General features: G+C 74.6%; 18 protein-coding genes and 1 pseudogene. 6 read left to right on the forward strand and 13 right to left on the reverse strand.

Annotated elements, in window-relative coordinates; translation table 11 throughout:
• Positions 1-62 precede the first annotated feature (62 nt).
• The gene (locus ACIQOW_RS28235; RefSeq protein WP_401089551.1) at positions 63-1,373 is read left to right on the forward strand and encodes a M14 family zinc carboxypeptidase; all 1,311 of its coding nucleotides are present in this window, start codon (positions 63-65) and stop codon (positions 1,371-1,373) included.
• Positions 1,374-1,422: 49 nt separating this feature from the next.
• Here the strand turns inward: ACIQOW_RS28235 and ACIQOW_RS28240 are convergent, their stop codons facing one another.
• The 5 genes and pseudogenes from ACIQOW_RS28240 to ACIQOW_RS28260 form a co-directional block, all read right to left on the reverse strand.
• On the reverse strand, positions 1,423-1,659 hold the full coding sequence (locus ACIQOW_RS28240) for a hypothetical protein (RefSeq protein WP_401089553.1): 237 nt from the start codon (positions 1,657-1,659) through the stop codon (positions 1,423-1,425).
• Between the two features lies 1 nt (position 1,660).
• A pseudogene (locus ACIQOW_RS28245) lies at positions 1,661-2,070 on the reverse strand (MMPL family transporter); the annotation flags it as partial.
• Between the two features lie 286 nt (positions 2,071-2,356).
• Complete coding sequence (locus ACIQOW_RS28250) at positions 2,357-2,782, reverse strand: heme-binding protein (RefSeq protein ID WP_401089555.1); 426 nt, start codon at positions 2,780-2,782, stop codon at positions 2,357-2,359.
• A gap of 22 nt (positions 2,783-2,804) precedes the next feature.
• Positions 2,805-4,001, reverse strand: a complete 1,197-nt coding sequence (locus tag ACIQOW_RS28255) for an MFS transporter (RefSeq protein WP_401089557.1) — start codon at positions 3,999-4,001, stop codon at positions 2,805-2,807.
• A gap of 282 nt (positions 4,002-4,283) precedes the next feature.
• Positions 4,284-4,751: a MarR family winged helix-turn-helix transcriptional regulator gene (locus ACIQOW_RS28260; protein ID WP_401089559.1), complete on the reverse strand. Its 468-nt coding sequence runs from the start codon at positions 4,749-4,751 to the stop codon at positions 4,284-4,286.
• A 319-nt stretch (positions 4,752-5,070) separates the two neighbouring features.
• Here ACIQOW_RS28260 and ACIQOW_RS28265 point away from each other — a divergent pair, with 319 nt between their 5' ends.
• Positions 5,071-5,661, forward strand: a complete 591-nt coding sequence (locus ACIQOW_RS28265; protein ID WP_401089561.1) for a lytic polysaccharide monooxygenase — start codon at positions 5,071-5,073, stop codon at positions 5,659-5,661.
• 265 nt (positions 5,662-5,926) lie between these two features.
• On the forward strand, positions 5,927-7,024 hold the full coding sequence (locus ACIQOW_RS28270) for a chemotaxis protein (protein ID WP_401089563.1): 1,098 nt from the start codon (positions 5,927-5,929) through the stop codon (positions 7,022-7,024).
• Positions 7,025-7,066: 42 nt separating this feature from the next.
• Here ACIQOW_RS28270 and ACIQOW_RS28275 read toward each other — a convergent pair whose 3' ends face one another.
• The 5 genes from ACIQOW_RS28275 to ACIQOW_RS28295 all read right to left on the reverse strand — a co-directional run bounded on the left by ACIQOW_RS28275 (position 7,067) and on the right by ACIQOW_RS28295 (position 12,837).
• A complete protein-coding gene (locus ACIQOW_RS28275; RefSeq protein ID WP_401089565.1) occupies positions 7,067-7,642 on the reverse strand; it encodes a MarR family winged helix-turn-helix transcriptional regulator in 576 nt (191 codons plus the stop codon).
• Between the two features lie 180 nt (positions 7,643-7,822).
• On the reverse strand, positions 7,823-8,845 hold the full coding sequence (gene hpaD / locus ACIQOW_RS28280; protein WP_401089567.1) for a 3,4-dihydroxyphenylacetate 2,3-dioxygenase: 1,023 nt from the start codon (positions 8,843-8,845) through the stop codon (positions 7,823-7,825).
• Between the two features lie 24 nt (positions 8,846-8,869).
• Positions 8,870-10,393 (reverse strand): 5-carboxymethyl-2-hydroxymuconate semialdehyde dehydrogenase, encoded by a 1,524-nt coding sequence (gene hpaE / locus ACIQOW_RS28285; RefSeq protein WP_401089569.1) that lies wholly within the window; start codon positions 10,391-10,393, stop codon positions 8,870-8,872.
• A gap of 26 nt (positions 10,394-10,419) precedes the next feature.
• Positions 10,420-11,340, reverse strand: a complete 921-nt coding sequence (gene dapA, locus ACIQOW_RS28290; RefSeq protein WP_188296844.1) for a 4-hydroxy-tetrahydrodipicolinate synthase — start codon at positions 11,338-11,340, stop codon at positions 10,420-10,422.
• Positions 11,341-11,385: 45 nt separating this feature from the next.
• Positions 11,386-12,837 (reverse strand): fumarylacetoacetate hydrolase family protein, encoded by a 1,452-nt coding sequence (locus tag ACIQOW_RS28295; RefSeq protein ID WP_401089571.1) that lies wholly within the window; start codon positions 12,835-12,837, stop codon positions 11,386-11,388.
• A 189-nt stretch (positions 12,838-13,026) separates the two neighbouring features.
• Here ACIQOW_RS28295 and ACIQOW_RS28300 point away from each other — a divergent pair, with 189 nt between their 5' ends.
• Together ACIQOW_RS28300 and ACIQOW_RS28305 are read left to right on the forward strand one after the other, a co-directional pair.
• Positions 13,027-13,782, forward strand: coding sequence for an alpha/beta fold hydrolase (locus tag ACIQOW_RS28300; RefSeq protein WP_401089572.1), 756 nt, complete (start codon positions 13,027-13,029; stop codon positions 13,780-13,782).
• A gap of 77 nt (positions 13,783-13,859) precedes the next feature.
• The gene (locus ACIQOW_RS28305) at positions 13,860-14,594 is read left to right on the forward strand and encodes a GntR family transcriptional regulator (protein ID WP_401089574.1); all 735 of its coding nucleotides are present in this window, start codon (positions 13,860-13,862) and stop codon (positions 14,592-14,594) included.
• A gap of 63 nt (positions 14,595-14,657) precedes the next feature.
• Here the strand turns inward: ACIQOW_RS28305 and ACIQOW_RS28310 are convergent, their stop codons facing one another.
• Both ACIQOW_RS28310 and ACIQOW_RS28315 read right to left on the reverse strand, forming a co-directional pair.
• Positions 14,658-15,401, reverse strand: a complete 744-nt coding sequence (locus tag ACIQOW_RS28310; RefSeq protein ID WP_401089576.1) for an SDR family NAD(P)-dependent oxidoreductase — start codon at positions 15,399-15,401, stop codon at positions 14,658-14,660.
• Positions 15,398-16,399: a methyltransferase gene (locus tag ACIQOW_RS28315; protein WP_401089578.1), complete on the reverse strand. Its 1,002-nt coding sequence runs from the start codon at positions 16,397-16,399 to the stop codon at positions 15,398-15,400. Before ACIQOW_RS28315 ends, ACIQOW_RS28310 begins: the two co-directional genes overlap by 4 nt.
• 94 nt (positions 16,400-16,493) lie before the next feature.
• Here ACIQOW_RS28315 and ACIQOW_RS28320 point away from each other — a divergent pair, with 94 nt between their 5' ends.
• Positions 16,494-17,546, forward strand: a complete 1,053-nt coding sequence (locus ACIQOW_RS28320; protein WP_401089580.1) for an aldo/keto reductase — start codon at positions 16,494-16,496, stop codon at positions 17,544-17,546.
• A 72-nt stretch (positions 17,547-17,618) separates the two neighbouring features.
• Here ACIQOW_RS28320 and ACIQOW_RS28325 read toward each other — a convergent pair whose 3' ends face one another.
• The gene (locus ACIQOW_RS28325; RefSeq protein WP_401089582.1) at positions 17,619-19,070 is read right to left on the reverse strand and encodes an amidohydrolase; all 1,452 of its coding nucleotides are present in this window, start codon (positions 19,068-19,070) and stop codon (positions 17,619-17,621) included.
• Positions 19,071-19,183 lie beyond the last annotated feature (113 nt).

Genomic DNA, 19,183 nt, shown 5'->3' on the forward strand with positions numbered 1-19,183 from the left:
GGTACAACTGCTTGCCACGACCACGATCCGCCGCGGGCGTCCGCGGCACAGGGGAGGAACCGATGGCGACCGACGCGACGGACCCGGCGGGCATCCGTGACCACTACCCGAGCCTGGACGAACTCGACGCCACCGCAAGGCAGTTGGCCGACCGGTGGCCCGGCCGGTGCCGGGTGCGCACCGTCGGCACCTCCCGCGCCGGGCGCCCGCTGACCCTGCTCACCGTCGGCCGCGGCCCGCACAACGTGCTGATCGTCTCCGGCGCCCACGCCGACGAGTTCGCCGGCCGCGCCGCCACCGAAGACCTCGCCCACCACGCCCTCACCCACCAACACCCGGACCTGGCCTGGCACTTCCTGCTCTGCCTCGACCCCGACGGCGCCCACCTCGCCGACGGCAGCCGCACCGCCCGCACCCTGCCCGCCTACTTCGACCACTACTACCGCCCCGCCGCCGACGAACAGCCCGAATGGGCCCCCGCCATCGGCGCCGCCCTCCCGGAGAGCCGCACCCTCCTCGACCTGATCGACGAACTGCGCCCCACCCTCCAGTTCTCCCTGCACAGCACCGACGTCGGCGGCACCTTCGTCCAGGCCACCAGCGACCCCGCCGCCCTCGCCCACCCCTTCGCCCGCTCCGCCGCCGCGCTCGGCATCCCCGTCGAGACCGGCGCCTTCGACACCTTCCGCCTCCACGAATCAGGCCCCGGCGTCTACCTGATGACCCCCCACCACATCGACCACCAGGAGAGCACCACCGGCATGCTCACCCCGCACGAGCGCACCGACGGCGTCCGGGCCGGCACCTGGTTCGCCCCGCAACGCCACGGCGGCGAGACCGTCCTGGTCGAAGTCCCCGCCTGGACCAGCGCCCACCTCGGCGACACCCGCCCCGCCGAAACCGCCCACCACCACCTGCGCTCCTGCGCCGACCGCCTGCGCGAACGCGGCGAGCAGCTCACCGCACTCCTCGACGCCGCCCGGCCCCACCTGCCCGCCCCCGACACCCCGCTGCTGCGCGCCGCCCGCACCCCGCTGACCGCCCTGCACCAACTCGCCGACGAATGGGACCCCGAGGCCCACGGACACGACCTCCCGCACACCCCGATGACCCGCGCCCGCCTCACCGGCATCGACCTGTGGGCCCACCGCGTCCCGGTCCGCGCCGCCGCCCTGCTGCGCCGCGCCGTCCGGGCCGCCGGCGCCCCCGCGGCACCCCAGGCCGCCCGCCTCGACGAACTCCTGGGGGACTGGTGCGCCCAGTACCAGCGGCGCTTCCGCCCCCGGTGGCTGCCCGTCGCCCGCCAGGCCGCCCAGCAGGCCAACACCGTCCGCGCCGCCGTCACGCTGCGCCACGGCGTCCGGGGGTCGTGACGGCGGTTCGGCCGGCCCCGGGTACGGCCCCGGCCCCGGGTACGTGTCCTCAGAGGGCCGCCACAGCGAGGGCGCAGGCCACGACGGCCAGGAGGACGGCGGCCACCAGCACCGGCCGCCGGGTGCGTCCGTGCGGAACGGCCGTCACCGCGACCGCCGAGACGACCGGAACGGCGAAGGCGGAGAAGACCAGCAGCAGCGCCACCATGCGGGGCGGCGCCCCGGCGACCTGGACCCCCCACACGACGGTGAACACCAGGACCAGCCACACCGACGCGGTGGCCATCGCCCAGGTCCATCATCTTCACCACCACGTTGTCGCTGACGACGAACGCCGCGAACACGCTCACCATGATCAGCGCGCGCAGGTGATCACCCGCGCCGTGATCCCCAGCGCGTGCGCCACCGCGTCCTGGCTGCGCCCGGTGCGCAGTCAGGCCTCGTGCACCCGGGAGAGCAGGAAGATCTCGTAGTCCATGCTCAGCCCGAAGACGATCGCGAACATCATCATCGGCACGTAGCCCTCGATCGGGACCTTCCCCGCCACCCCCAGCGCCGGCCCGCCCCAGCCCCACTGGAAGACCGCCACCACCACCCCGTACGAGGCCGCGATCGACAGCAGGTTGAGCACCGCCGCCTTGACCGCGACCAGCAGGCCGCGGAAGACCGCCAGGATGATCAGGAAGGCCAGCCCGACCGCGCCGGTGTCGTCCCCGGCCTGGTAGAGCGTCACCTCGGCGCCGCCCAGCGGGGTGTCGCCGCTGCGGACCACCACGCACTGGCCGACGGGGGCCGGTGCCGCCGCGTGGGTGGGTCCGGCGGCGAGCTGGGCCAGGAGGGCGGCGGTCAGCAGGGCGCCGCGGCGTCGGCGCATGGGGGCTCCGTTTCGGCGGCAGGGGGACGGACGGCCGATGGCGGGCCGTCCGTCCCCCTGCCCGCCACATCCCCGGGCCGGGACGATGCGGGCCGGGACGGGCCGGGTGTCAGCCGAGCTGACGCAGTGCGGTGGTGGCGAAGGCGTGATCCTGCTCGGGGGCGCCGCCGCCGACGCCGACGGCGCCGATCAGGCGGCCGTCGCGGTGGACGGGGACGCCGCCGGCGATGAACAGCAGCGGGCGGTCCAGCGCGGTGGGCAGGGTGTGGAACGGCCCGTCGGGCTTGACGAGGTCGACCAGGTCTGCGGTGGGGGCGTTCAGCTGGAGGGCGGTGTAGGCCTTGCGGGTGCTGGTCTCGCCGGAGATCAGTACGGCCCGGTCGTCGCGGCGGAAGGCGAGCAGGTGGCCGCCCGCGTCCAGGACGGTGACGCTGACCGGCACGTCCGCGGCCTCGGCGGCGGTGCGGGCTGCGGCGACGAGGGTCTCGGCGTCGGCGGTGGTCAGCGGGGCGACGGCGGTGGTGGTGGTGCTCATGTCGGTTCTCCGGGAGGGGCGTTCAGTGGTGGACGGGAACGGGGGTGGGGACGGTCGCGGCGGCCGGGCGGCTGTGGTCGCGGCGTTCCAGGGCGGCGGACCACAGGGCCAGCAGCAGGGCGGACGCGGCGAGGGCGGCGCCGACCCAGTTGGGGGCGGTGTAGCCGAGGCCGGCCGAGATGACGGCGCCGCCGAGCCAGGCGGCCAGCGCGTTGCCGAGGTTGAAGGCGCCGATGTTGACGGCGGAGGCCAGGGTGGGGGCGCCGTGGGCCTGGTCCAGGACCCGCTTCTGGAGCGGGGGGACGGTGGCGAAGCCGAGGGCTCCGATGAGCAGGACGGTGACGGCGGCGAGCACCTTGCTGTGGGCGGTGAGGGTGAACAGGGCCAGCACGACGGCGAGTCCGCCGAGGGTGGTGTAGAGCATCGGCATCAGCCTGCGGTCGGCGTAGCGGCCGCCGAGCAGGTTGCCGAGGAACATGCCGACGCCGAGCAGCACCAGCAGCCAGGTGACGGAGCCGTCGGCGTAGCCGGCGACGTCGGTCATCATCGGGGCGATGTAGGTGATCGCGGCGAAGACCCCGCCGAAGCCGAGCACGGTCATCGCCATCGCGAGCAGCACCTGGGGGTTGCGGAAGGCGGTCAGCTCCCGGCGCAGGTGGGCGCCCTCGGGGCGGGGCAGGTCGGGGACGAGCCTGGCGATGCCGAGCAGGCCGACCACGCCGAGCGCGGCGACGAAGGCGAAGGTGGTGCGCCAGCCGACGGCCTGGCCGACGAAGGTGCCCAGCGGCACGCCGACGATGTTGGCGACGGTCAGCCCGGTGAACATGGTGGCGATGGCGCCGGCCTTCTTCTCCGGGGCGACCAGGTCGGCGGCGACGACGGAGCCGATGCCGAAGAAGGCGCCGTGGGCGAGCGAGGTCACGATGCGCCCGGCCAGCATCACGGGGAAGGACGGGGCGAACGCGGAGAGCAGGTTCCCCGCGGTGAACAGGCCCATCAGCAGCATGAGCATGGTCCTGCGGCCGATCCTGGTGCCGAGGACGGTCATCAGCGGCGCGCCGAGGACCACGCCGAGGGCGTAGCCGGTGACCAGCAGGCCCGCGTGGGGGATGGAGACGCCGTAGTCGCCGGCGATCTCGGGCAGCAGGCCCATGATCACGAACTCGGTGGTCCCGATCCCGAACGCGCCGATGGCCAGGGCGAGGAGAGCCAGGGGCATGGAACCGACCCTTCTGGGATTGCTTGAGTGAGCGCCTTGCATGCTTGAACAATAGTTGCAGGCGCGCGATAAATGCAAGCGCAGACAGGCGGCGTGCGCCAAGGGTTCCGGGGTGGGTGGGGTGGGCGGAAGCGCGGCCGGGCCCGGTCCGCCCCGGGCCGCGGGGTGCGGTCGGGGACGGGCCGGGCCCGGGGTGCGTACGGGTGGGCGGCCTGAAGTGGCAGCCGGGGTCGGCGGGCGGGGGAGGCAGCCGGGGTCGGTGGCCGGAGAAGCCGGCCGGGGTCAGTGGGCGGGGGAGGCGGCGTCCACGGCCTCGACCGCCCTGACCAGCGAGGCCAGTTCGGGGGTGCGGGCGGCCTCGCCGAGCGCCTCGCGCAGGGCGGCGTCGTTGGTCGGCCTGGCCTCCTCCAGGAGCCTGAGGCCGTCCTCGCTCACGTTGGTGTAGATGCCGCGGCGGTCGGTCGGGCAGAGGTAGCGCGCCAGCAGTCCGCGGTCCTCCAGTCGGGTGACCAGGCGGGTGGTGGCGCTCTGGCTGAGCACGACCGCGTCCGCGACCTGCTTCATCTGGAGGTGCCCGCCGTCGCCGTCGTGCTGGCGGCTGAGCACGTCGAGCAGCGAGTACTCCCGCACGCTCAGGCCGTGCCCGGACTGGAGGGCGCGTTCGATGTGGGACTCGATCCTGCCGTGCAGGAGGGACAGGGCGCCCCAGCCGTTGGCGAGGGCGGTGAGCGCGGGGTCCGTGGCGGTCATGGGCCTGGCCTCCTTGCGGGTGTGGCTGGGTACCAGGATAAGCCACGGACCAAAATATCGGCCAGAGCCCGTAGTGCGCTTATGCAAATATTTCCGCACGGGCGCGGATCGCCAACTGCCGTACGGTGCCCAGTATTCACGGGGTTTTGGCGCAAATGGTTCAGACCATTGACGCGGAGGGAAGGCAGATCCTACGGTGTCGGGCAACCGGTCTGGCACGGGCATGCCATGCCTCGGGCAGGCCATCGTGCGCACCCCCACGCGCACGTCCCGTGCCGGGCGCACACTCCATCCACCCCCACGGAGGAGCACCATGCGCATGCGCAAGCGCCACCTGATCGCCGCCGCCGCGGCCGCGATCGCCCTGCCGATCGCGGCGGCCCTGCCGGCCCAGTCGCACGGCTTCATCAACCTGCCGCCGAGCCGTTCCGCCCTCTGCGGCGCCAACGCCGTCCCGTGGGACTGCGGCGACATCCAGTGGGAGCCGCAGAGCGTCGAGGGCCCCAAGGGCTTCCCGAGCCGCGGCCCGGCGGACGGCACCATCTGCGCCGGCGGCGACGGCCGCTGGGCCCCGCTGGACAACCCCCGGGGCGGTGCCTGGCCGACCACCAAGGTGACGGCCGGTCAGCAGCTCAACTTCACCTGGGAGATCGAGGCCAGGCACTCCACCTCGTACTTCAAGTACTACCTGACCAAGCCCGGCTACAACGCGAGCCAGCCGATCACCCGGGCCTCCCTGGACCTGACCCCGTTCCTGACCGTCCCCTACAACGGCCGCCAGCCCGCCGCCACCACCGTCCACACCGCGACCCTGCCCAGCGGCCGCACCGGCCACCAGGTGGTCGTCGCCGTCTGGGACGTCGCCGACACCGGCAACGCCTTCTACTCCTGCACCGACGTCCAGTTCTGACCGTCGCGTCCTGACCGTCGCACCCTGACCGTCAGGCCCTGACCGTCACGTCCCGCCCGCGCCGTCCGACCCCGGACGGCGCGGGCGGGACACCGCCCGTACCGGAAGACCCCCCGGAGGCCCCCGCCCGTACCCGAGACCCCGCCCCGGAGCCGTGCTCGCGCGCCGCCGAAGCCGTCAATAGGTACATTGACGACATTTGGCAGCAGTGCCATGGCTTCGCGCGTCCACGAAAGAAGGCCGACCGCCTTCGGAAAGGGTCTCCATGCGCCCCGACCTCAGCCCCGCCGTCCTCGCCGAGCTGCGCCGGCCGCGGCCCTATCCGGCGGTGTCGATCCTGATGCCCACGCACCGCAGGGAGCCGGACAACGCCCAGGACCCGGTGCGGCTGCGCAACCTGCTGGCCGAGGCGAAGGAGCGCGTCCAGGCCGACCCGAAGGTCTCCCGCGCCGACCGGATCGAGGTGCTGGAGCAGCTCGACCGGGCCCTCGCCGAGGTCGACCTGGTGCACGCCGAGGACGGCCTGGCGATCCTCGCCGCGCCGGGTGAGCACCAGGTGTGGTCACTCGGGCGCACCGCCCCCGCCCGGGTGGTCCTCTCCGACACCTTCCTGACCCGCAACCTGGTCGCCGCCCAGGCCGCCGAGCGCCCGCACTGGGTGCTCGCCGTCGCCGCCGACAGGGTCGTGCTGTGGGGCGGCACCGCGGAGCGGGTCACCGAGGACAGGGACCGCGGCTTCCCGCTGGTGCGCGTCTTCGACAACCCCGACCCCGAGCGGCAGGAGCAGATCGGCGACACGCCCAGCACCTTCCGCGACGAGGCGACCAAGACCTTCCTGCGCCAGGCCGACACCGAGGTCGGCAAGCTGCTGGCCGCCGCCCCCCGCCCGCTGTACGTGGTCGGCGAGGCCGCCGCGCTCGCCCTGCTGGACGCCGTCGGCCCGATCGCCAAGGAGTCCACCGCGCAGCTGCCGCACGGCGGGCTGGCCCAGGCCGACGCCGAGACCGTCCGCAAGGTGGTCGAGCCCGCCGTGCGCGCGCAGGCCGAACGCGAGGTCGCCGAGAACCTCGCCCAGCTCGACAGGGCCCGCGGCGCCCAGCAGTTCGCGGCCGGCCTGGACGAGCTGTGGCAGGCCGTCGGCGACGGCCGGATCGCCCGGCTGGTGGTCGAGGAGAACTTCCGCGCCACCGTGCGCGACGACGGCGAGCACCTGGTACCCGCCGAGGCCGACCAGCCCGGGGCCCGCGAGGACATCGTCGACGAGGTCATCGAGCGCACCCTGGACACCGGCGGGCAGGTCGGCTTCGTCCCCGACGGCACCCTCGCCGACGCCGGCCGGATCGCCGCCGTCCTGCGCTACTGACCGGCCGCCGGCCCTGCCCGCGCGACAGGCAGGGCCGGGCGCTCAGCCGTCGCGCCGGCGCCGGCCGCCGGGGCGCGGCGGCGGGGGAGCGTCCTGCGCCAGCTCCGCCCTGCGGGCCTCGCCGTCGCGCTCCAGGGTGCCGACGATCCGGCGCAGCATCCCGGCCAGCTGCTCGCACTCCTCGTCGGACAGCGCGCCGGAGACGAAGGCCTCCTCCTCGTTGAAGCGGGGGAAGAGCTCCGCCATCAGCTCCTCGCCCGCCGGGCTCAGCCGCAGCAGCACCAGCCGCCCGTCCGAGGGGTGCCCGGAGCGCTCCACCAGGCCCCGGGACTCCAGCGTCCTGGCCACCCCGGTGAGCGTGCCCTTGGAGATGCCCGCCTCCTCGGCGACGTGACGGGTCTCCAGCTCGCCCCAGATCCACACCACCCAGAGCACCACGAACGAGGTCCAGCTGAGCTGCGCGCCGCGCAGCACCGAGTTCTCCAGGTGCTGGCGCACCGAGGCCGCGGCCCGGTGGATGTTGGCCACCGCGGCCATCCGGGCGCGCAGCAGCGGCACCCGGCCCAGTTTCGCCAGGACGGCGCGCTCGGTCTCCTGGACGGTATGCCTGCCGGTCACCGCTTGTCCCTTCCCCGTTGCGGCGGGCTGGCCCGCCGTGCGCCGTCGTCGGCTGTCGTGGGCCGAATCTAGCGTGCCGACCAGGCCATTTGCATCCGTACGATCTTGGGAGGGAAGGGACCGAGGGGCGGCGGGGCCGTCCCGGGAGCGGCCCGGGGCGGATCCGCCGCCCGTCGGGGCTCAGCCCTCGCGGGCCGCCGGGACGATGCCCAGCCCGTCCGCGCCGACCTTCACGGCCGACTCGTCCAGCGCCGCCGACACCACCGGCCGCGGCCTGCCGTCCAGGTCCAGCACCGGCACCGCCTCCTTGTACCAGGACTCGATCACGGCGTTGCCCCAGAAGTCCCGCCGGCGGTCGTCGTTGACGTTCCAGCGGTACGTCTCGTGGTCCGGGTCGCCGGTGTAGTAGTCGGAGGTGTAGATCTCCACCCGGTGTCCGTCGGGGTCGCGCAGGTAGAGGTAGAAGGCGTTGGAGACGCCGTGGCGCCCGGGGCCGCGCTCGATGTGGTGCTCGGCGCGCAGCGAGCCGAAGATGTCGGCGGTGCGCAGCACCTGGTGCGCCTCGGGGGCGAACACCCCGACGTGGTGCAGCCGCGGTCCGGCGCCGCTGGTGAAGGCGACGTCGTGCACGGTCTGCTTGCGGTACATCCAGGCGGCGTACATCTCGTGCTCGTCGCCCTCGATGGTCTCCGAGCAGCCGAAGCCCAGCGAGCGGTAGTGCTCGTAGGCGGCCGGGATGTCCGGCACCACGATGTTGAAGTGGTCCAGGCGGGCCACCTCGGCGCCCCGGCGCAGGTCGTAGCGCTGGATCAGCCGCTCGGCCCGGTCGATCGCGTGGAAGAATTCGACCGGGAAGCCGAGCGGGTCCACGACCCGCACCGCGTCCCCGACGCCCAGGGTGCCCGCGCCGGCCGGCACCCGGCGCACCGGGCAGCCCAGGGCGGCGAAGAACTCCTCGGCGCGGTCCAGGTCCCGGGGGGCGCGGACCCGGTAGGCGAGGTGGTCCAGCGCGGGGGCGTCGCCGGTGCGCAGCACCAGGCTGTGGTGGGTGAGCTCGTCGGTGCCGCGCAGGTGGAGCGTGGCGGCGTCCTCGTGCTGGACGTGGAAGCCGAGCATGTCGACCCAGAACCAGCGGGCCCGGGCCAGGTCGGTGACCACGAGCTGGGCGTAGGCGGACCGTACGACGTCCGGCGGTGTGAGCATGTCCGTGACCTCCTTCGTGCGGGTTCAGTGCTGCCCGTCGGCGCCGAAGCGAGGGGTGTGGACCTCGCCGAGCATCACATGAACGATCTTGGACTCGGTGTAGAAGTCGATGCTGTGGGCACCGCCCTCGCGGCCGAGACCGCTGGCCTTCACACCGCCGAACGGCGTGCGCAGGTCGCGGACGTTGTGGGAGTTGATCCAGACCATGCCGGACTCCACCGCGTGGGCGACCCGGTGACCCCGCTTGAGGTCGGACGTCCACACGTAGGCGGCCAGACCGTACTCGGTGGCGTTGGCCAGGTCAACGGCCTCGTGCTCGTCGTCGAAGGGGGCCACCGCGACCACCGGGCCGAAGATCTCCTCCTGGAAGATCCGGGCGTCCCTGGGCACGTCGGCGAAGACGGTCGGCTGGAGGTAGTTGCCCTCGGGCAGGTGGGCGGGGCGGGTGCCGCCGGCCACCAGCCGGGCCTCGGCGCGCCCGGCCTCCACGTAGTCCAGCACCCGCCGGTAGTGCACCGGGTGGACCAGCGCGCCCACCTCGGTGGCCGGGTCGCCCGGCAGCCCCACCCTGACCCGCTCGGCGCGCTCGGCCAGGCGGCGGGTGAACTCCTCGTACAGCGGGCGCTCGACCAGCACCCGGGAGCCGGCCGTGCAGCGCTCGCCGTTCAGCGAGAAGACCCCGAAGACCACCGAGTCCAGCGCGGCCTCCACGTCGGCGTCGGCGAAGACCACCACCGGGGACTTGCCGCCCAGCTCCATGGAGACCGTCTTGAGCCGGTCCGCGGAGCAGCGCACGATGTGCCGGCCGGTGGCGGTGGAGCCGGTGAAGGACAGGATCGGCACGTCCGGGTGGTCGACCAGGGCCTGCCCGGCCTCGGTGCCGATGCCGTGGACGATGTTGACGACGCCGGCCGGCAGGCCCGCCTCGGCGAGGATGTCCGGCCACAGCGAGGCCGACAGCGGGGTCCACTCGGCGGGCTTGAGGACCAGGGTGCAGCCGGAGGCGATGGCGGGGGCCAGCTTCCAGCTCTCCAGCATGAACGGGGTGTTCCACGGGGTGATCAGCCCGGCGACGCCCACCGGGGTGCGCACCACGTAGTTCAGCTGCTGGGTGCCGACCCGGAAGGACTCCTCGCCGAGCGCGACGATCACGTCGGCGAAGTAGCGGAAGTTCTCGGCCGCGCGCCGGGCCTGGCCGCGGGCCTGGGTGATCGGCAGCCCGGTGTCGAAGGACTCGAAGGCCGCGAGCTGCTCCTCGCGGGCCTCCACCGCGTCGGCGATCCGGTTGAGCACGGTGGCCCGTTCGCGGTTGCCGAGCGCGGACCAGGCGGGGAAGGCGGCCCGCGCGGCGGCCACGGCGCGGTCCACGTCGGCGGCGCCGCCCGCGGCGGCGGTGGCGTAGACGGTGTTGGAGACCGGGTCGGCGACCTCGAAGGTGCGGCCGTCGGCGGAGGCGGCGGTGCGCCCGCCGATCCAGTGGTCGATCCGGTCCGGCAGCGCGGCCGGGCGGGCGGGGGAGGCGGCGGGGGCCTCGGTGGTGGTGGTCATCTCGTCTCCTGTGCTGCGGTGGGGGGTCACGGCTGCCGGGTGAGGTCGCCGCCCTGCGCGAGCAGGGCGCGGATCCGGGTGAGGCCGGCCTCGGTGGGGGAGGACAGCGGCGGGCGGACGCGGGCGGAGGCGATCCGGCCCTGCTCGGCGAGCACCCACTTGGCGGGGGCCGGGTTGGTCTCGACGAAGAGCAGGTCCACCAGCGGGTGCAGCCGGTAGTGCAGCTCCCGGGCGCCGGCGTGGTCGCCCTGCTCCCACAGCTCGTACATCCGGGCCACCGCGGCGGGCGCCAGGTTGGCGACCGCGCTGATGAATCCGGCCCCGCCGAGCGCCAGCAGCGGCAGGCACAGCAGCTCGATGCCGGACCAGACCAGCAGGTCGGGGCCGCAGGCGTGGATCACCCGGGAGAAGTGCTCGAAGTCCTTGGTGGTCTCCTTGACGCCGACGACGTTGTCGAAGTCGGTGAACAGCCGGCGCACCGTCTCCGGGTCGATGTCCACGGCGGTGCGCGAGGGCACGTTGTAGACCACCAGCGGCAGGTCGGGGAACTCCCGGGCCACCGTGGCGTACCAGTCGTAGAGGCCCTCCTGGGTGGGGCGGGCGTAGTAGGGCGTGATCACCAGGGCCGCGTCGGCGCCCAGTTCGGCCGCCGCGGCGGTCAGTTCGAGGGTCTCGTCGAGCTTGGCGGAGCCGGTGCCGGGCAGGAACGGGACCCGGTCGCCGACCTCCTCGGCGACGGTGCGCATCGCGGCGATCCGCTCGGCGGTGCTCTGGGCGCTCGGCTCGCCGGTGGAGCCGCCCAGCGAGATGCCGTGCGAGCCGGAGTCGAGCTGCCAGCGCACCAGGGAGCGCAGCGAGTCGTGGTCGACCGCGCCGTCCTCGGTGAAGGGGGTGACCACGGGGGCCAGGGAGCCGCGGATCGCGGCCGGGTCGCTTCGGAACTTCATCGGTTCTCCGTCGGGGTGGGGCGGGACGGGGGAGCGGGGGGTGGTTCAGGAGTCCTGGCGCTGTTCCTCGTAGCGGGCGCGCCAGTGCGGGGCCATCGGGTAGAGGCCGTCGACCGAGGCGCCGGCGTCGACCTGGCGGAGGATGAAGCGCTCCTCGTCCTCCTGCGCGGCGGCGTCGCGGGCGACCTCGGCGGCCAGGGCGGGCGGGATCACCACCACGCCCTCGGCGTCGCCGACCAGCACGTCGCCGGGGCACACCAGGACGCCGCCGCAGGCGACCGGCAGCTGGGAGTCCACCGGCACGTGGCGGCGGCCGAGCACCGCCGCGTGCGGCACCCCGTAGTAGGAGGGCAGGTCCAGGCCGGCGAAGGAGGGGCTGTCGCGCAGCCCGCCGTCGGTGATCACGCCGGCCGCGCCGCGGCGCAGCGCGCGCAGCGCCAGGATGTCGCCGAGGGTGCCGGCGCCGTGGTCGCCGCGGGCCTCGATCACCAGCACCTCGCCGGGCTGGAGCTCCTCGACGGTCCGCTTCTGGGCGTTCATCCCGCCGCCGACGGCGGCGAACACGTCCTCGCGCAGCGGCAGGTAGCGCAGCGTCCGGGCGGTGCCGACCATCCGCAGGTCGGGGCGGCCAGGGCGGACGCCCTCGACGAAGTGGTGGTCGATGCCGCGCCTGCGCAGCTGGGTGGAGAGGGTGGCGGTGGAGACGGTGCGCAGCAGCTCGGCGGTCCGCGCGTCCAGCCCGGGGACCGGCACGGCCTCCCCGGCGGTGTCCTCCGCGGTGTCCCCGGCGTCCGGGCGCGCGGAGCCGTGGGCGGCGCGGCGGACCTCCTCGGTGACGCGCGGCAGCACGCCGTACTCGGTGACGCCCGGCTCCTCGGCGACGACCTCGTTGCGCAGCCGTCCGCCGTCCGCCAGTTCGACCTCGACCACGTCGCCGGGGCGCACCACGGTGGAGCCGGCCGGGGTGCCCACCAGCAGCAGGTCGCCGGGCTCCAGGGTGGTGGAGCGCGAGACGTCGGCGATCAGCAGGTCGATCGGGAACAGCAGCTCCTCGGTGGAGGCGTCCTGGACCAGTTCGCCGTTGACCCAGGTGCGCAGCCGCAGCCGGGCGGGGTCCACGTCGGTGAGCAGGACCGGGCCGACCGGGGTGTAGCCGTCGCGGCCCTTGGCGCGCAGGTTGGAGCCGAGGTCGGCGTGCTTGAGGTCGTAGACGCCGAAGTCGTTGGCGGCGGCGTAGCCGGCCACGTGGGAGAGCGCCTCCTCGCGGCCGACCCGGTGCGCCCGGCGGCCGATGACCACGGCGATCTCGCCCTCGAAGGCGAGCAGTTCGCAGTTCGCGGGCCGGACCACCGGCCGGCCGTCCCAGGACAGCGAGGAGGACGGCTTCAGGAAGTAGGAGGGGACCTCGGGGGTGCGGCCGCGTTCGGCGGCGCGGCTGCGGTAGTTGAGATGGACCGCGACGATCTTTCCCGGTGCGAGGCCGAGGGGGTGCGCCATGTTGCCCTCCATAATCGTATACGCAATCATGCACGATAGCGGAGCGAAGAAGAGCTGACCATGGTCTATCCGATACGACTTCGTACATGATCTGCTGGCGCAAGTCCCCCTCGGCGGGAGTCCTGCGAGCAGGGGCGAGTGCCGTACTATCAAAAATCGTATGCGAAAACAGGGAGAGGTGTACCGGGCATGAGAGAGCTGACCGGCCTGGCCGTACGGATCGTCACACCGTCCGACGTCGGCCGCCCGGCCGTGGACGGCGCGCCCGCGGTGCTGCTGCTGCACGGCTTCGCCTCGGACGGCGAGAGCGACTGGATCGCGCCGGGCACCGCCGCCGAACTCGCCGCCGCCGGACGCACGGTGCTGGTGCCCGACCTGCCCGGCCACGGCGCCTCGCCGGCGCCCGCGGACCCGGCCGAGGCCGGTGCCACCGCACTGGTGGCCCGGCTGCTGGCCGCGCTGGACGCCGCCGGGGTGGCCGGGTTCGACGTGGTCGGCTACTCCCTGGGCGCCCGGCTGGCCTGGGAGTTCCCGGCCGTGGCCGGCGAGCGGGTGGGCCGGGTGGTGCTCGGCGGGCTGAGCCCGGCCGACCCCTTCGCGGCGCTCGACACGCAGGCCCTGCACCGCGCGGTGGCCGACGGCACCGAGCCCGCCGACCCGCTCACCGCGATGGTCGCCGGCCTGGTCCGCGCGCACGGCGAACGCGCCGCCGGACTCGCCCTGCTGGTCGAGGGCCTGGCCAGGACCCCCTTCGCGCCCGGGAGTTGGGCCCGCGCCGCGGCACCGCTGGTGGTGGTCGGCGCGGACGACGCGATGACCCGGGGCATCGACGGTATCGTTGCTTCCCTTGACGGGGCGGAGCTGGTCACCGTTCCCGGCGACCACCTCGGCGCTCTGACGGGGACCGCCTTCCGCGACACCGTGCGGAAGGCGTTGGAACGTTGACAGCCCAGGGCGCGCGGGCCGCGCTGCGGCCCGCGACGGGGGCGGGCAGCGCGGCGAGGAGAAGTGAGGGAAGGGCGTTGGGTTCCGCGAAGGAACAGTCCGGGGCCGCCGGCTCCAAGGCGGCGGCTCCGAAACAGGCCGCCTCGAAACAGGAGGCTTCGAAGGCGGCCGGCTCGAAGGCCGAGCAGAGCTACGAGCTGCTCCGCGCGCGCATCCTCGACGGCACGTACGGCCCCGGCTACCGGCTGGTGATCAACCAGCTGGCGCAGGAGGCCGGGGTCAGCACCATCCCGCTGCGCGAGGCGCTGCGCCGCCTCCAGTCGGACGGCCTGGTCGAGGTGGTGCGCAACATCGGCGCCCGGGTGGCGGTCTTCGAGGCCGTGCAGGTCGAGCACTCCCTGCAGATCCTGGCGAGGCTGGAGGGGTACGCGACGGCCGTCAGCGCACCGCTGCTGACGGCGGACCAGATCGCGGCCTCGCGCGAGATCAACCAGCGGATGGTGGCCGCGCTGGAGGGGTTCGACCCGGCCGCGTTCACCGTGCTCAACCGCACCTTCCACTTCTCGATCTACCAGCACTGCCCGGACCCGCACCTGCGCTCCCTGCTGGAGGCGGAGTGGGCGCGGCTGGACCACATGCGCCGCTCCACCTTCACCTACGTGCCGGGCCGGGCGCGGCGCTCGGTGGTGGAGCACGAGAACATCCTCGACCTGATCGAGCAGGGCGCGGACGCGGCCGAGATCGAGCGGGTCGCCTGCGCCCACAAGACGGCCACCGCCGAGGCGCTGCACCAGGCCAAGTCCGGTAGCTGACAAGGCCGTCGCACGAGGAGGGGGCGGGGAGCCACCGGCTCCCCGCCCCCTGCGCCGTACGGGTCAGACCAGCAGCTGGCCGCCGTCCACCTGGACCACCGCGCCGGTGATGTGCCGGGCCTGGTCGGAGGCGAGGAAGAGCACCAGCGGCGTCAGGTCGGCGGTCTCGGCGATCCGTCCCAGCGGGATGCGGGCCTCCCAGGCGGCGCGGGCCGCCGCGTCGTCCGTCAGCGGGGCGGTCATCGGGGTGTGGACGGGGCCCGGGGCCACGCCGTTGACCCGGATGCCGTGGCCGGCCAGCTCCAGGGCCGCGGTGCGGGTCAGCGCGTCCACGGCGGCCTTGGTGGCCTCGTAGTGACCGAGCCCCGGGGTGGGCTGGCGGGCCCCGATGGAGCTGATGTTGACGATCGCCCGGCCCCGGCCGGAGTCGGCCATCTGCCGTCCGACCACCTGGGTGACGTGGAAGGTGCCGCGCAGGTTGACCGAGAGCACCAGGTCGAAGACCTCCGCCGGCAGGTCGATCAGCGGCCCGCCGCCGCCCGCCAGCCCGGCGTTGTTGACCAGCACCTCGACCGGGCCGAAGCGGTCGGCGGCCTCGGCCACCGCCGCGACCACCGAGGCCCGGTCGGCGACGTCCATGGTGACGGCCAGCGCCGCCGCGCCGATGCCCGCCGCCACCCGCTGCGCCGCCGCCCCGTCCAGGTCGGCGACCACCACGCGGTCGCCCGCCGCGGCGAAGGCCTCGGCGACCGCGCGGCCGATCCCGCTGCCGGCCCCGGTGACCAGGACCACGCGCCCGGTGCTCACCGGGCCTCCGCGATGATGATCCGCGGGCTGCCGGGCAGCGCGCGGGTCTCCACCGGCTCCCAGCCGGCCTCGCGCAGCCAGCCGCGCACCTCGTCCTCGGGGTAGACCACGGTGCCGTCGATCACCAGGTACTCGCCGGCGTGCAGGGCGTCGATGGTGCGCTGGTGCTCGTCGGAGTCCAGGAAGAAGTCGAGCAGCACCAGGGTCGCGCCCTCGGCCGCCGCCTGGCGGGCCCGGCGGACGATGGCGCGGTTCTGCCCGGCGTCGAAGCGGTGCACCACGTGCTCCAGCAGCACCAGGTCGAAGCCGCCGGGCACCTCGCCCGCGGTCGCGTCGCCCTCGGCGATCTCCACCCGGTCCGCGACCCCGGCCGCCTCCAGGACGCCGCGGGCGTGCCCGACCAGCTCCCCGGCGGACAGGAAGGTGCCGGTGAGCCCGGGCGCCGAGGCCAGCGCCTCGGCCAGGAACGAGCCGGACAGCCCGCCGAGGTCCAGCACCCGCCGGTAGCGGGTGAAGTCGAAGTGCTCGGCCAGCTGCCGGGCGTGCAGCGCGTTGTAGGTCATCACGCCGGCCAGGAAGGCGGGCATCCGGTCGCCGGAGAGGTCGAGGGCGGCCGGTTCGGCGGTGCGGCTGGTCTCGCCGAAGCCCAGCCAGTGGCCGTAGCTGATCGAGTCGAGGAAGCCGAGGAAGGGGCGCAGGTCGACGCCGGTGCCGGTGCCGGCGAGGTAGGTGGCGGTCGCGGGGGAGTTGGCGTACCGTCCTTCGACCCGCTCCAGCAGGCCGAGGCCGGCCATCGCGTCGGCGAGGACGCGGCCGGTGCGCTCCGGCAGCCCGGTGCGGGCGGCGATGCCGGGAACGTCCAGCGGGCCGTCGGCCAGCGCGGCGAACAGGTCCGCGTCGGCGGCGGCGAACAGCTGCTTGGCGGCCATGTATCCGATGGCCGTCCCGATGATGGGGGTCGGGTCGGCCGCCGGCGGGGAGTCCGGGTGCAGGGACATCGCATGCCTCCTTGACGAAAAGAATATGCTGGATGCTATACGATCTGGGGGTCGGCGGCCAGGGCCGTACGGCATCCCATCCGAGGAGGTTGGCGTGGAGTTCTCGCAGACGGTGTCCCCCGACGGTGCGGCGGCGGGCGGCGGGGGAGCGGACGGCACGGCCCCCGGGGCCGCGGCCGCGGTGCCGTGCCGCCGGCTCGGCGCCCGCGGCCCCGAGGTGCCCGTGCTCGGGCTCGGCTCCTGGAACACCTGGGACCGGATGACCACCGAGGAGGCCGCCGAACTGGTGCACCGGGCGGTGGCGCACGGGGTCCACCTGTTCGACGTCGCGCACTACGACTTCGGCCCGCACGCCGAGAACGCCGTCACCGACATCCTGTTCGGCGAGGCGGTGCGCGGCGCGGGCCTGAAGCGCTCCGACTACCTGCTCTGCGGCAAGCTGTGGCTCTGGGACTACCCGGCCGCCTCCTTCGCCGAGCAGACCGACGTCTCGCTGGAGCGGATCGGCACCGACCGGGCGGACCTCATGGTCGCCGGCGACTACGTCGGCGAGCTGGACGTGGCCGCCGTGGTCACCGACGTGGCCGAGCTGATCAGGGCGGGGCGCTTCGACGCCTGGGGCGTCAACAACTGGTCCGCGCGGGCGCTCGGCGAGGCCGTGCGCTTCGCCCGCGCCGAGGGCATGCCCGAACCCGTCTTCGCCCAGCTCAAGTACAGCCTGGCGCGCCGCTCGGTGCCCGAGGGCGAACCGTACGGCCGGCTGTTCGCCGACGGCCTCGGGCTCCAGGCCTCGGACGTCTTCGAGGGCGGCATCCTGGCGGGCCGGCTGCACCCGCGGCGCAAGATCGGCGCCGACCCGGGCGGCATCCGCGAGGCGATCCGCGCCAGCCACCCCGAGGTGCTGCGGATCGCCCAGGGCTTCGGCGCCACCGCCGCCCAGCTCGCGGTGGCGTTCTGCCTCACCCACCCGGCCGCCGCCGGCGTGCTGTTCGGCGCCAGCAGCGCCGCCCAGTTCGAGAGCAACCTGGGAGCGCTGGACCTGCTGGCCAGGCACGGAGACGAACTGCGCGCCGCGGTGGAGCACCTGTGGCTGGACCGCGACGTGGTCGCCCCCGGCGCCTCCTGGGGCACCGACGTCCCCGCCTGACACACCGAGGGCGCGCCCCGGACCCCGCACGCGGCGGGTCCGGGGCGCGCCCGTGCGGCGGCCGGCCCGGCGTCAGGCCTCGTGCACCACCGTCCCGTCGACCACCGTCATGACCACCGGCACCTCGGGCAGCGCCGCCGGCTCGACCCCGCGCAGGTCGGCGCCCAGCACGCACAGGTCGGCGACCTTGCCCGCCTCCAGGGTGCCCTTCCACGCCTCCGCCCCGTCCTGCCGGGCCGGGGCCGCCGTGCAGGCGTACAGCGCCTCGGCCAGCGCGATCCGCTGCTCGGGGCCGTGGACGGTGCCGTCCACCCCGGCCCGGGTGACGGCGGCGGCCACCGACGCCCGCCAGTCCGGCGCGAGCACCGGCGCGTCGCTGCTCAGGCACAGCCGCACCCCGGCGGCCAGCGCGTCGCGCACCGGCCAGGCGTGCGCCAGCGCCGGTGCGCCCAGCGCGCCGGCCAGCATCGGCGCGGTCGCCACCGCGATGCCCGGCTGGGTGTTCAGCCCGACCCCGGCCGCCGCCATCGCGGCGAGCGTCGCCGGGTGCAGCACGTCGCCGTGGATCAGGTAGTGCCGCCCGTCCCGGCCGTCCAGCGCGCGGGCCTCGGCGAAGGCCTCGGTGACCACCCGGGTGGTGCGGCTGCCGGTGGCGTGCACCCCGACCTGGTGCCCGGCCGCGTGCGCCGCCCGGATCATGGCCCGCAGGTTCGCCTCCCGCTCGCCCGGGTCCGCGCCGTCCACCAGCAGCGCGCCGTGGCCCCCGTCGGCGTACGGCTCCTCGCTCCACGCGCTGCCCATCGGCGGGATGCCGTCGGCGAAGACCTTCACCCCGTTCACCCGGAACCAGCCGGGCACCTCGGCCGGGCCGGGGAAGCGCTCCAGCCCGCGCAGCAGGTCGGCGGCGCTGCTCGCGCCGTCCAGCAGCCCGAACAGCAGCAGCGCGGTGACCCGGGCGCGCAGCCGGCCCTCCGCGGCCAGCGCGGCGTACGTCTCCAGCACGGCGGCGGAGAAGCAGCCGGTGGGCCCGGCGTCCTCGCCCGGGCCCAGGCCCGGCTCGGTGTAGCTGGTGACGCCCAGGCCCGCGAGCAGCTCCCCGGTGCGCAGCACCGCCCGGCGGCGCTCCTCCTCGGTGGCCAGCGCCGCCAGCGCCGGGCCCTCGGCGCCGTGGCCGTGCCCGTCGTGCCCGCCCGGCTGCCCGTCGTGCCCGTCGTGCCCGCCGGGTCCGGGGCCGGCCGCGGCCAGCTGGTCCATCAGCGTGGCGGGCCACATGGTGCCCAGCCAGGCCCCGTGCAGGTGCGAGTCGTTGATGCCCGGCAGCACCGTGGCGCCGCGCAGGTCGACCACCCGGGTCCCGGCCCCGGCCAGCGGCGCGACCTCGGCGTCGGAGCCGACCCGGACGATCCGTCCGGCGCGTACCGCGAGCGCCTGCGCGACGCTGCGGCGGTCGTCCATCGTGATCACCCGACCACCCCGAATGACCAGGTCGGCCGGGTCGGCCGGGTCCGGGAATCCGTTGCGCATCATCTTGCTCCCAGCTCTGGACAGGGTCGATTGCGACTCTTAACGTACATGGAATCAGATACGATTTGCGAGTGCCGGAACCCCCGCCGGCACCCGGGCAATCGGAGGAATGA

The organism is Kitasatospora sp. NPDC091335, from assembly GCF_044757205.1.
Taxonomy (GTDB): domain Bacteria; phylum Actinomycetota; class Actinomycetes; order Streptomycetales; family Streptomycetaceae; genus Kitasatospora.